Raw genomic sequence first — 12393 nt, forward strand, 5'->3', positions numbered from 1 at the left:
CGATTTCAGATCAAGATCAAAAGCGCAGATCAAAAGACCGCTGACTTCGTCATCGAAAAGGATGTAAGAGCCAGAGCAACAGCAACAGCAACAGCAACAGCAACAGCAACAGCAACAGCAACAGCAACAGCAACAGCAACAGCAGAGCCATACTCGGTCAAAGGTGGGAGCTGGCTTGCCTGCGATGGCATCAACCGGTTGTACCTGATGTACCGAGGTGTCTGCATCGCAGGCAAGCCAGCTCCCACAGAAAAGCAGCTCTTCAGTGTATGCAAATCCGCTTTTCGCTTTTCGCTTTTGATCCAACCACTCAGGTCGGCTTTCAGGCCGCCGTGCTGTAGATCTTGATCTTGATCTGCTTTTGATCTCAGGCGCCCCGTTAACCACGATGGCCGAACGCAGGCTTGAATCCGTGGGTAACCCGGCAGGACGCCGGGTTAGCCGCGCTGGGCCAAGGATGGCCCATCGCGGCGGCCCACGGATTCAAGCCGGAGTGAGGGCATGCCGAGCCTAAGCGAGGCACCGAGTGGTGGGGCGAAGACCTTTTGGTTACTTTTGGGGCGTTTGCCAAAAGTGACCCGCTGTAAGAGCGGAACCAATAGCCGCCGTTACCCAAATAACGGATATACCCCCAACCTACGGCTCCCCCTCCCCAGTCTCAAGCCAGACCCTGCTCAAACTCAACGCGCTCGCCAGTCCCTCCAGATGCACATCCGGCAAACCCCGCAAAAACCAATTATTCAAACGTTGCGGACTAATACGCAACCACTCGGCAAACGCCGTCGGAGGAATTTCGCACGCTTTGAGCGCCACCCGCAGGCGGTGCCCCGAATGCACAAGACAAGTTGGCTGTGCCGCCTGCCCCTGAAGATGCTTATTGCAGATATTCATGAAGGATCGGCTCCCTGCCGTGCTTTTTCCCAGCAGTGACTATAAACACCGCCCGTGGGATTGGGCAGCTGTTCAAAGAGGCCGAAAAAACACAACGAGAAGACACCTACAATCACCGAGGAAAAAATCCTACACACCAAGCAGTGTTTAAAAGCGGACGCAGAGCGTCCATGGCGGCATTCCCACGCAGAGCGCGGGAACGATCAACTGAGCAACGATCAACTGAGCAACACCACCCCACCCGGCAGCTCAGTACACTTGGCCCCATACGCATCCCGAATCAACAGCGCCACGCCCGCTAATTGCTGCAAACTGAACCGCGCCTGCACCCGCCGCTGCCCCAGTTCTTTATTAAGCAACACCAACATCCCCGGCCGATAACGATTGATCTCATCCACCACCGTCGCCAATGTCGCGTTGTTAAATACCAGCACCTGTTCACGCCAAGCGACGACCGCCTGCGCATCCACCCCAATCGGCTCGCCCACACCTCCCGCGCCATAAGTCAGTTGCCGGCCACTGTCCAAGCGCACACTGCGCCCGGAAACATCCACCGTCAGCGAACCCTCGATACAGGTCACGCACACATTGCGGTCGGTGTTGCGCACATTGAACCGCGCCTGCGCCGCAGTCACCCAGCCCTCGCCGGCCTGCACCTTGAGCGGTTGCGCCAGCTGTGCAAGCACTTCGACTTCGCCTTCAAGCAACTCAATCCCCTGCCCGACCCGGCTGATACGCGTCTGTGTGTTGAGCTCCAGGCTGACGCCTTGGCTCAACAGCACCTGGCGCTGCTCACCCACCTCGGTGCGATAGTCGGCCCTCAATCCGGCAAACCCGCCCGGCACGCCCACACGCACCATCACCACTGCCGCCGTGGCCGCAATCGCGCCACCCAGGAACGCACGACGCCCAAACTGACGGTGCGGCGCCGACTGTTCGGTGGCCGCGCCCAATTGCCGCCACAACAGCTTGGCCTGCTCGAACGCCTGGGCATGCGCCGGGCTTTGCGCGACCCAGGCCTGCAGCGCCTTGGCATCAGCCACGGTGGCCCGGCCCGAGGTCAGCAACAGCAACCAATCACGGGCTTGTTCGTGCACAGGGTCAGCGGGCGATTGCCGGGTGGAGGGGAAACTGAAAATGTTCAAGCGCGCACATACTCACGGTTTTATCAGGGACTCGACACTAAGACGGTTTTCCGGCCCCGGGACCGAACCGCTGAATCACTTTTCTTTCCAGGCGCTTGGCACAATGGCCCAAAGCAGCCTTGATTTCCTTCTCTACCATGCGCGTGGAAATACCGAAGCGCTGGGAGATTTCCAGGTGCGGCGCTTCTTCCAGGCGCGCAGCGATCAGGATCTTGCGTCGGCGCGCCGGCAGTTCGTACAGGGCTTTGACCAACGACTGGATCTCTTGCTGGCCACCCACCACCCGCGAAGGGTCCTGGGCCTCATCGGCGCTTTGCAGCAACGCCTCGACTTCACTGCCGGTGAGCAAGCGCGCATCCGCCTGGCGGCGGTCGGCGGCGATGTTCAGGGCCATGCGGTACAGGTAGGCGTTGGGTTGTTGCAGGTTCGGCGGCACGTCCATGCGGTCGACCCGCAGGTAGGTTTCGTGCAGCACATCATTGGCCAGGTCCTCCGAGCCCAAGCGTTTGCGCAGGCGCACCTTGAAGTCTTCATAGGAGGCCAGAAACAGACTGACCATCGCACTGTGCCCGGTGTTCTTCATGCGCCCGCGGCTCCCGTCCCTGCTGTGCATTCCATGCGTATTCCTGTTGTGTCGGGCATCAAAAGTAACGTCACCGGCTGGCGCAGCGCGCTGGGTGCCGGGCGTTCGACCCGGGTTGTCCCAAGGCTGCGCACCAGTGCTTCATCGCGTTGTTCATCGCCGGTGGAGCTGACCAGCCGGCTGTGTTCAATCACGCCATCAGCGTTGACCCACACCTGCACCAACGCCCGAAAGCTGCCGGGCCGGGTCAGTGGCGAACGGCACAGGCTGGCTTCGATCGCCTGTTGCAGCGCGGCGGCGTAACTGGTGTTGATGCGTGCCGTATTGCGCGCTGACGCTCCCCGCAGCAAAGGCGCCGGGGTCGGCGGGACTTGCAGGGTGACCGCATCATCACGTGCATAACGCGCCATCAGCCCACTCCCCGTCAGCAGCACCGCCAGCGCCTCCTGCGCAGTGAACCGCCCGCGCACACCGATGGAGCGCCGGCCCCGCGTCAACTCACGGTCGACCAGCACCGCCATCCCGGTGGCGCGGCTGTAGGCATGCAGCGCGTGTTCCAGGTCCTGCGCGGGCAGGTCCAATGTCAGCAGCGATGGCGCGGCGCTGGCGGGCGTTATGCCAACCAACAGCAACAGCAAGGCCAGGGCACCCATGGCGCGCTTCCAGCCTCCCTGTTCACCCCCCACGCGGCATCGCTGCACGGCTGACGTGTCCTTGAAAACCGTCATCCTGAGGCCCGTTTATGAACCTGATGTTACGGTGATAGCAAAAAAAACATCACGGTGACGGCAAGCCCGCTGAACTACACTTCGCAACACTAACGGCCCCTCTGTGCGGGCCTGCCAGGAGGCTCCGATGAAGCGTTACACCCCATTCGCCGGCCTGTTGCTGTGCGTCGCATTGCCACTGGCCGCCCACGCCGAAACCGCTGCCAAAGGCTGCACGGAAGTCACGGTAGATGGGTACAAGGCACCCGACTATGGCTGCCTGAGCCAGCAAATGGGCAATGACCCGGACGCGGCCAAGGCCGCGCAAAAGAACCGCGAGGCGCAGAACCTCCCGGTACACAAGCGGCCGCCGAACCAGGTGGGGTTGGCCACGCCGGCGGCGACCAGTAACCGCATGGGCAATACGTTCGGGACGTCGGTAAAACCCCAACGCCCCTGAGCAATCAGGCCAACGCCGCAGCCGCAGGCGGCACAACCACCGGGCTACCGCTGGCAACAAAATCTTCTTTGCGCAACACCACCAGGGCAATCAGCGATACCACACCGGTGGCCACGTAGAAGTACCACGGTGAAGTAATGTCGCCCGTCACTTTGATCAGCCAGGTGGAGATCAGCGGCGCGCTGCCACCAAACACCGCGACCGGCACGTTATAGGCCACGGCAATCCCGGTGGAGCGGATGCGCGTCGGCAGCAACTCACTCATCAGCGCGTAGGTGGATGAGGCGTACAGCCCGAACAGGATCGCCACGGCCATCAACGGCGCGAAGAACGACGCGGGCGTTGCGGTGGGTGCCGACTTGAACAGCCAGAACATCGCCAGCGTGGCCAGGGTGCCGATCACCATCAGAAACGGCTTGCGCCCGTATTTGTCAGTGAAGGCGCCACCAAACGGCATCACGAATGCCGCCGAGAAGCTGGCGACAAACACATAGAGCAAGGTGGTGCCGCTGTCGAACTTGAGGATCTTGGCCATGTAGGTCGAGGCGAAGGTCAGCACCAGGTAAAAGATCGAGCTGTGCAAGGTGATGATGAAGAACACCAGGGCGATGGCGCGTTTCCACTGCCAGACCTCGCGCAGCGGCGCGCGGGAGGTTTGCCCGGCGCGTTGCAGGGCCAGAAACTCCGGGCTGTCTTCGAGCTTGAGGCGGATATACATGGAGATAAAACCCAGCGGTGCCGCGATCAGGAACGGCACGCGCCAGGCCCACTCCTGCATCGTGTCGGCGCCCAGAATCCAGGTCATGCCGTTCGCCACGGCGCCACCCAGCAGCAGGCCGAGCACGGCGGTAACCATCAACCAGCACGTGGCAAAACCGCGGCGGCCGGGGCCGGCGTATTCGGAGATAAAGCTGGTGACCGTGCCGATCTCGCCGCCCGCCGAAAAACCCTGCACGCAGCGCACCAGAATCAGCAGGATCGGCGCGGCGATGCCCAGGGTCGCATAAGTGGGCAACAGGCCCAGCATTACAGTGGAGCCGGTCATCATCACCAGCGCCATGATCAAGGTTTTGCGCCGGCCGATCTTGTCCGCCAGCGGGCCGAAGAACAGCCCGCCCAACGGCCGGATAAAGAAGCTCAGGGCAAACGCCGCGAAACTGGCGAGCAGGCTGGTGGTGGGGTCGTCGGAGACGAAAAACGCCTGGCCGATGTACACGGCGAGAAAGCCGTAGACGCCATAGTCGTACCACTCGATCAGGTGGCCGGAGGTGGCACCGAGAAATGCACGGCGGCGCTTGCGCTGCGTGTCTTGCGCTGTATTGCCCATCGAAGGGACTCCTTGTCGGTTGTTCTGTCCATGAAAAGCTAGGAAAGCGCGGCGATACTCGCTGCTTTCAACCACTGCCGCAAGTCGGTCTTGAGGGTTTTGCCGTAGCTGTTCTTCGGCAAATCGGCCCTGAACACATACTTTTTGGGTTTCTTGAATGACGCCATGCGCTGCAGAAACCACGCGGTGAGTTCGGCCTCATCCAACGCCTGCCCGCTGCGCGTGACCACAAAGGCCACCACTGACTCGCCCCATTGCGCGTCCGGCTCGCCCACCACACACACCTCGGACACGTCGGGATGCTGCACCAGCACTTCCTCGACTTCACGCGGGTACACATTGCTGCCGCCGCTGATGATCACGTCTTTGGAGCGGTCGGTGAGGGTCAGGTAGCCGGCCGGGTCGAGAAAGCCGATGTCGCCGGTGAGCAACCAGCCATCCACCAGGGTTTGCGCGGTGGCCTGCGGGTTGCGCCAATAACCTTGCATCACCGTGGCACCGCGCACGGCGATCTCACCGCGCTCGCCGGTCGGCAGCGGTTGGTGCCGGGCATCCAGAATACGGATTTCGACACAGGCTTGCGCATGGCCAACAGACGCCGCCAAGGTTGACCAGCCTGGGCGCTGGCGGTCCGCGATCAGAGCGCGTGGCAATACGCTGATGGTCATCGGGCTTTCACCCTGGCCGTAGATCTGCACCAAGCGCGCGCCGAAGGTGTCGAGCGCCTCGCACAGGTCGGCCAGGTACATCGGCCCGCCTCCGTAGACGATGGTCTTGATGCCGTCGCCGCCATAACCCTGGCGCCGCGCCTGTTCGACCATGCGCTTGACCATGGTCGGCGCGGCGAACAGCGATACATTGCCCAGCTGCGCAGCCAGGCCAAACAGCTCGCCGGCATCAAAACCGCCGGAAGCCGGCACCACATGCCGGGCGCCGCAGCGCACATGGATAAAGTTATACAGCCCCGCCCCGTGGGACATCGGCGCGGCATACACGGCTGCGTCGTCGGCACTCACCGGGTCGACATCCGTGGGGTAACACAGCGACATGGCGACCAGGTTGCCGTGGGACAACATCACGCCCTTGGAGCGCCCGGTGGTGCCGGAGGTGTAGAACAGCCAGGCCAGGTCCTCGTCCAGGCGCGGCACCGGCTGCTCCAGGGTCGGCCAGCCGCGGGTCGGCGGCAGTGTGTGAGCGTCCAGTTCCTTGCAGCGCGCAGGCAAGTCCCGGGATGACGCAAATACCCGGCCGCCGTCGGTAAAGATCAAGCGGGCCTCGGCATGGGTAGCAATCCACGCGGCTTCTGCCGGGTGCAATTTGGCGTTGATCGGCACCACCACGCCACCCAGCCACCAGATGGCGTAGAGCACTTCCAGGTAGTCGCAGCTGTTCTTCATCAACAGCGCCACCGCATCGCCCGGCACCAGGCCATATTGATCGACCAGTTGCGCGGCGCGTTGGCGGACATGGGCGGTGAAGGTTGCGTAGTCGGCGACTTGCCGCGTGCCCTCAAACAACGCCGGGCGTTGCGGATCGCGGCGCTGGGTGTCGTGCAGCCAGTTGGCAATGTTCATGGTTCAGCTCCGACGCGCGTGCAGAACCGAGGCATAGTTGGCCACGGCCATCCCGCCCATATTGAACACCAGGCCGAATTCGGGGTTGGGTACCGCCAGGCCGATCGGCTCGCCGGTCAACTGGCGAAACGCCAGGGCATGCATCGACACACCGGTGGCGCCCACCGGATGCCCCTTGGCCTTGAGCCCGCCGGACAGGTTCACCGGCAACCGCCCGCCCGCGCGCACCACACCGCTGTCGAGCACACGGTGCCCCTCACCTTTGGGCGCCAGGCCCATGGCCTCGTAGATCAGCAGCTCAGCGATGGTGAAGCAGTCATGCACCTCGGCGAAGCTCAGGTCGGCCAGGGTGATATTCGCCCCGCGCAACGCCGTATGGATCGCGCGTTGCGGGCCTTCAAAGGCGAGGATGTCGCGCTGGGCAATCGGCAGGCAATCGTTGACCTGGGTCAGTGTACGAATCTGCACATCACGGCGGAACGCCCGCGCGCGCTTGGGCGAGGCCAGGATGATCGCGGCGGCGCCGTCGCTGATCAGCGAGCAGTCGGTAAGGCGCAGCGAATCGGCCACAAACGGGTTGCTCTGGGACACGTTGTTGCAGTGCTCGAAATCCATCACCCGGTGCATCTGTGCCAGCGGGTTGGCCATGGCGTTGGAGTGGTTCTTGGTGGCGATGGCCGCCATCGAGCCCAACGGGCAGTGGTAGCGCTCGGCATACTGGCGCGCCGCACGGCCGAACAGCTGCGGGAAACTCAAGCCCGCTTCGGCCGGGTCGTTCTGATAACCGGCGCCGGCCAAGGCCTGGGTCACCTCGGCGGTGGTGGTGTGGGTCATTTTTTCCGCGCCCACCACCAATACCAGCTCGGCACTGCCTGACAGGATCGCCTGGACCCCGGCCAGGATTGCCGCCGAGCCGGACGCGCAGGCGTTTTCACAGCGGGTCGCCGGTTTGAAGCGCAGCCCAGGGTCGGCCTGCAGCAGCAGCGAGGCCGGGAACCCGTCGGGCACCAACCCGGAGTTGAAGTGGCCAAGGAACAACGCGTCGATCTCGCTCGCGTCAATCGCCGCGTCCTTCAGGGCTTCGCGGGTGACCTGTACGATCAGATCCTCCAGGCTGGTGCCTTCAAGGCGACCAAAACGTGAATGACCGGCAGCAACAATGGAGACGCAATCAGCTGGCATAATCAATTTCTTCTATTTTTGGCGCGGACATTTACCTACAATGACCCACCGTTGGGCGCGCGCCAATTCGTGCAACTACTTACATGGCTAAGTAGCCCCAGTTGAGAAAAGCGACGAGGCAGGATGCCCAATGAACGCGTTTGCACAGCAGTTCCACGACATAGAACGCCTGGCGTTCCAGCTCTCCCCCGCGCCGCAACTGGTCACCCGCAACCGCGTAATGGTCGACTGTAATGAGGCTTTCCTGCAGTTGTTCGGCTATTCGCGCGACGCATTGGTCAACCAGCTGACGCTGCTGATCTACCCTTCCCAGGCTGACTACCACGCCATTGGCAAGCGCAGCCATGAATGGCTGCTGGAAAGCGAAAACGGCTTTTACTCCGACGAACGTTTCATGCAGCACCACAACGGCGAAGTGTTCTGGGCCAGGTCCCACGGCTACACCCTTACGCCCAAAGACCCGTTCAAGCTGATGATCTGGCACTTCGAACGCCTGGACCGCACCCACCAAGGCACCGGCGACCTCACGCCACGGGAGCGGGAAATCGCCATGCACATCGTCAATGGCCTCAAGTCCAAGGAAATCGCCTTGCGCCTGGCGATCTCACATCGCACGGTAGAGGTGCACCGCGCGCGCTTGATGAGAAAGTTGCAAGCCAAGACGGTGGTGGAGTTGGTGTCGAAAATTATTATGGTGGCGTGACGGAGGTAGATTTTTGTCGGGTTGCGATATCACTCGAAGCTACAGCAGTGTTGCGCGCTGAAAAACGCACCTGTCATGCCCTGTGACTTTCCTGCCTCAAGTGTTCCATCGAGCACGCCCGTACAATTCGCATCCGTGCCGGCCGCCTAAGCTCCTGACTTTCCAAAAACGGCTGGAGAGCAGGCATGGGTAGAAACGCGAATACGGTAAGCCTGGCATTGACGCTGTTGGTCGGGGCCATGATGAACAGCGCGTTTGCGGCAACGCCGAGCGTGGCAGTGGCACCGCAATACGACACCAGCCACGTCTACGTGGCACCCGCTGATGTGGACCGCTTTGCCACGAGCTTCCTCGCGACCTTCGGTGGCAAAAGTACCCCACAGGTGGTGGTGAACGTACTGCCAGTGCCAAGCAGTACCACCTCGCAATTGCTGCAGACGCCAGTCGGTACGGTGTCACTGTTCGGCTTCAGCACACCTATCCCACATCCGTTTGGCCAAGAGCGCAACGGTTATCTGGTCAAAGACATGGACGTGGCACTCAAGGCCGCACGGGAAAATGGTGCAGCCGTAATTGTCAGTGACTTTCCCGACCCCATCGGCCGCGATGCCGTGGTGCAGTGGCCAGGCGGTGTGAACATGCAGCTCTACTGGCACACCCAGGCGCCGAACTACGCAGGGTTCCAGACGGTGCCGGAAAACCGCGTCTACCTGCCAGCCGAGCGGGCCGAGGCGTTTATCAACGCTTTCCTCGGTTTTTCCCATGGCAAGGTCCTGGCTGACGACAAACACGCGCCGGGTATCGATATCGGCCAGGGCGGCCTCTACCGGCGTGTCGACCTGCAATCGCCGTTCGGACGCATGGCCGTACTGGTGACCAATGGCCAACTGCCCTACCCGTTCGGCCATGAGACCACCGGTTACCAAGTCGACGACCTGACGGCTACCCTGGCCAAAGCCACAGGCTCTGGCGCCACTGTGCTGGTACCGGCGTTCGCGAGCAAAGGGCGGCGCAGCGCAATGGTCGAATTTCCCGGTGGATACGTCGCGGAAATTCACCAGCTCAGCGCGACAAAATGAATCGTCGTGCCCCCTGGGGCTTGGCCGTGCTGTGGCCGCTGCTCACCGCCAGCGCCCACGCAGAGGAGCAAGCCACCCGACCGGTGCTCAAAACCAACCGCTGGCAGGAAAACTGGTCGGTGCTGCAAGACCCGGTGCTGCGCACGCAACCGCTGGACAACTTGAAGTACATCCCGCTGTCAAGCGCCAACCCGTTGACGTACCTGTCGTTGGGCGCGAGCTTGCGCGAACGCTTCGAGATGAACGATGCCAGTGGCTTCGGCGTGCGCGATGTGAAGCGTGATCGCTACCTGATCCAGCGCTTTGAGATCCACGCGGACCTGCACCTGGACGAAAACTGGCGGGTGTTCACCCAACTCGAAGATGCTCGGGCGTACGACAAAACCACAGTGGGTGGTGCCGATCAAAACCGTGTCGACTTGCGGCTGGCATTTGCCGAGTACGTGAACACCTTCAGCAGCGGGACGTTCAAGGGCCGTATCGGCCGCCAGGACTTCGCCTTCGACTTGCAGCGTTTTATCTCGTCGCGGGATGGGCCGAATGTGCGCCAGTCGTTCGACGCGCTCTGGGCCGACTGGGAAACCACCCATTGGCGTTTTATCGCGATCGCCAGCCAGCCGGTGCAGTATCAGGACGAGAGACACTTCGACGACCGCTCCAACAGCGACGCTCGCTTTCACCTGCTGCGGGTCGAGCGACTGGTGGGCGGCAGCAATGAGTTGTCGGCCTACTACGGCGTGTATGAACGCAGCGCTGCGCATTACCTGGACGCCGACGGCGAGGAAACCCGCCAGCTGTTCGACGCCCGCCTGGGCGGTGTGGCCCGGGGCTTCGATTGGGACATCGAGGCGATGCTGCAAAGGGGGTCGGTGGGGAGCAAGTCGATTCGGGCGTGGGCCGCTGGCAGCCGTACGGGCTACACGCTTGACGGCCTGGCATGGAAACCACGGCTCGGCGTGCAACTGGATATCGCCTCCGGCGACCGCAAAGCGGGTGACGCTACCGTCGGCACGTTCAACCCGCTGTTTCCCAACGGCTACTATTTTTCACTGGCCGGCTATACGGGCTACAGCAACCTGATCCACGTCAAACAGTCGATCACCGTCAAGCCCATTGCCAAACTGAGCGTACAGACTGCCATCGGCCTGCTCTGGCGACAGACCACCGAAGACGCGGTCTATACCCAACCGAACTTGCCCGTGGCCGGCACTGCAGGCAAAGGTGAACGCTGGACCGGCGCCTACACTCAGCTGCGCACCGACTATGACTTCACACCGAACCTTACCGGCGCGGTGGAAGCCGTGCATTACGCGGTGGGCCGCACCCTGCGCGAGGCCGGTGGTGACGACAGCAATTACCTGGGAGTCGAGCTCAAATTCAGTTGGTAAACCCAAGCAAGCACAGGTGTACAAGCCCTTCGACACGTGCAGGGCAATAGTAACGCGCAGTCATCCCCCTCAATCAAGGAGTTATGCATGAGCACATTCGTTGCCAAAGATGGTACCCAGATCTACTTCAAGGACTGGGGCAGCGGTAAACCTGTATTGTTCAGCCACGGCTGGCCGCTGGATGCGGATATGTGGGAATACCAGATGGAATACCTGAGCAGCCGCGGCTTTCGCACCATCGCTTTCGACCGCCGTGGTTTTGGCCGGTCCGACCAACCATGGACCGGCAATGACTACGACACCTTCGCCGACGATATTGCCCAGTTGATTGAACACCTGGACCTCACCGACGTGACCCTGGTGGGCTTCTCCATGGGCGGCGGCGACGTCGCTCGCTACATCGCCCGCCATGGCAACGCACGCGTAGCCGGCCTGGTATTGCTGGGTGCCGTGACGCCGATCTTTGGTCAGAAAGCGGACTACCCGCAAGGTGTGCCCGCCGATGTATTTGACGGTATCAAGGCCGGGCTACTCAAGGACCGCGCGCAATTTATCAGCGATTTCAATACCCCGTTCTTTGGCATCAACCAGGGGCAGAAGGTCTCGCCAGGCGTGCTCACCCAGACCTTGCAGATCGCCTTGCTGGCATCGCTTAAATCGACGGTTGATTGCGTCACGGCATTCTCCGAAACCGACTTTCGCCCGGACATGGCCAAGGTCGATGTGCCGACCCTGGTGATCCACGGTGATGGCGACCAGATCGTGCCGTTCGAGACCACCGGCAAGGTGGCGGCGCAGATGATAAAAGGCGCGCAATTGAAGGTGTACAAGGACGCGCCGCATGGTTTTGCCGCCACTCACACCCAGCAGTTGAACGAAGACCTGTTGGCCTTCCTCAACCGCTGAAACAACGGCGTCACCCTCTCCTTTCTTTGGCCGGGCTTGCCCGGTCTTTTTTCGTTCAGGCTCAACCGTGATCAAGTGCCAGGCGACCGGGCCCCGCGATCAGAATGCTGGAAAACAGGATCAACAGCAGCCATCCAAACTGCCCTTCAAACAGCGACCACTGCGGGTGTACTACCAGCAAAGCCACCAGCAGCACTGCAAGGATCGGCAAACAGGCCAGGCGCACCCAAACCCCGGCGATAATCAACAACGGGCAGACGACTTCAGCGCCAATCGCCAAGCATAACGTGACATTGGCACCCAGGTGGAACGGGTCTTCGATCAGCGTCAATTGTTGGCTGTAGTGGAGCAGTTTGGGCAGCCCATGTACCCACAGCAAGAACAGCGATGCACTCACTCGCAGAAACAGCAGCCCAAGCGCCTGACTTTTTGATTCATTCATCTGCAA

12 protein-coding genes and 1 pseudogene are annotated in these 12393 nt (G+C 61.7%); 6 read left to right on the forward strand and 7 right to left on the reverse strand.

All coding sequences use genetic code 11. The features are described from left to right. Positions 1-348 (forward strand): annotated as a pseudogene (locus HBO23_RS33710) (hypothetical protein); the annotation flags it as partial. A gap of 761 nt (positions 349-1109) precedes the next feature. On the opposite strand, the gene HBO23_RS31690 reads toward HBO23_RS33710, so the two are convergent. The 3 genes from HBO23_RS31690 to HBO23_RS31700 are packed head-to-tail and all read right to left on the reverse strand — an operon-like array spanning position 1110 to position 3272. After that, positions 1110-2036, reverse strand: coding sequence for a FecR domain-containing protein (locus HBO23_RS31690; RefSeq protein ID WP_099549188.1), 927 nt, complete (start codon positions 2034-2036; stop codon positions 1110-1112). 37 nt (positions 2037-2073) lie between these two features. Further along, positions 2074-2619 carry an RNA polymerase sigma factor gene (locus HBO23_RS31695; RefSeq protein ID WP_017134603.1) on the reverse strand — a complete coding sequence of 182 codons (546 nt, stop codon included), beginning with the start codon at positions 2617-2619 and terminating at the stop codon, positions 2074-2076. Beyond that, the gene (locus HBO23_RS31700; protein WP_017134602.1) at positions 2616-3272 is read right to left on the reverse strand and encodes a secretin and TonB N-terminal domain-containing protein; all 657 of its coding nucleotides are present in this window, start codon (positions 3270-3272) and stop codon (positions 2616-2618) included. The genes HBO23_RS31695 and HBO23_RS31700 overlap by 4 nt, the downstream gene beginning before the upstream one ends. Before the next feature lie 202 nt (positions 3273-3474). Between HBO23_RS31700 and HBO23_RS31705 the strand changes: the two genes are divergently transcribed. Then, positions 3475-3786, forward strand: coding sequence for a hypothetical protein (locus tag HBO23_RS31705; protein ID WP_017134601.1), 312 nt, complete (start codon positions 3475-3477; stop codon positions 3784-3786). A gap of 4 nt (positions 3787-3790) precedes the next feature. On the opposite strand, the gene HBO23_RS31710 is transcribed toward HBO23_RS31705, so the two are convergent. The 3 genes from HBO23_RS31710 to HBO23_RS31720 are packed head-to-tail and all read right to left on the reverse strand — an operon-like array spanning position 3791 to position 7869. Further along, positions 3791-5113: an MFS transporter gene (locus tag HBO23_RS31710; RefSeq protein ID WP_099549187.1), complete on the reverse strand. Its 1323-nt coding sequence runs from the start codon at positions 5111-5113 to the stop codon at positions 3791-3793. A 38-nt stretch (positions 5114-5151) separates the two neighbouring features. Beyond that, positions 5152-6687, reverse strand: a complete 1536-nt coding sequence (locus HBO23_RS31715; RefSeq protein ID WP_170040790.1) for an AMP-binding protein — start codon at positions 6685-6687, stop codon at positions 5152-5154. A 3-nt stretch (positions 6688-6690) separates the two neighbouring features. Continuing rightward, positions 6691-7869, reverse strand: coding sequence for an acetyl-CoA acetyltransferase (locus tag HBO23_RS31720; RefSeq protein ID WP_170040791.1), 1179 nt, complete (start codon positions 7867-7869; stop codon positions 6691-6693). Between the two features lie 130 nt (positions 7870-7999). Between HBO23_RS31720 and HBO23_RS31725 the strand changes: the two genes are divergently transcribed. The 4 genes from HBO23_RS31725 (at position 8000) to HBO23_RS31740 (ending at position 11945) form a co-directional block, all read left to right on the forward strand. Beyond that, positions 8000-8572 carry a LuxR C-terminal-related transcriptional regulator gene (locus tag HBO23_RS31725; RefSeq protein ID WP_138453870.1) on the forward strand — a complete coding sequence of 191 codons (573 nt, stop codon included), beginning with the start codon at positions 8000-8002 and terminating at the stop codon, positions 8570-8572. Positions 8573-8757: 185 nt separating this feature from the next. After that, the gene (locus HBO23_RS31730; RefSeq protein WP_169988373.1) at positions 8758-9651 is read left to right on the forward strand and encodes a glyoxalase; all 894 of its coding nucleotides are present in this window, start codon (positions 8758-8760) and stop codon (positions 9649-9651) included. After that, on the forward strand, positions 9648-11039 hold the full coding sequence (locus tag HBO23_RS31735; protein ID WP_170040792.1) for an alginate export family protein: 1392 nt from the start codon (positions 9648-9650) through the stop codon (positions 11037-11039). Before HBO23_RS31730 ends, HBO23_RS31735 begins: the two co-directional genes overlap by 4 nt. A gap of 87 nt (positions 11040-11126) precedes the next feature. After that, positions 11127-11945 (forward strand): alpha/beta hydrolase, encoded by an 819-nt coding sequence (locus HBO23_RS31740; protein ID WP_170040793.1) that lies wholly within the window; start codon positions 11127-11129, stop codon positions 11943-11945. Positions 11946-12006: 61 nt separating this feature from the next. Here the strand turns inward: HBO23_RS31740 and HBO23_RS31745 are convergent, their stop codons facing one another. Further along, a complete protein-coding gene (locus HBO23_RS31745) occupies positions 12007-12387 on the reverse strand; it encodes a DoxX family protein (RefSeq protein ID WP_170040794.1) in 381 nt (126 codons plus the stop codon). Positions 12388-12393 lie beyond the last annotated feature (6 nt).

The organism is Pseudomonas sp. WS 5532 (assembly GCF_012985445.1).
Taxonomy (GTDB): domain Bacteria; phylum Pseudomonadota; class Gammaproteobacteria; order Pseudomonadales; family Pseudomonadaceae; genus Aquipseudomonas; species Aquipseudomonas edaphica.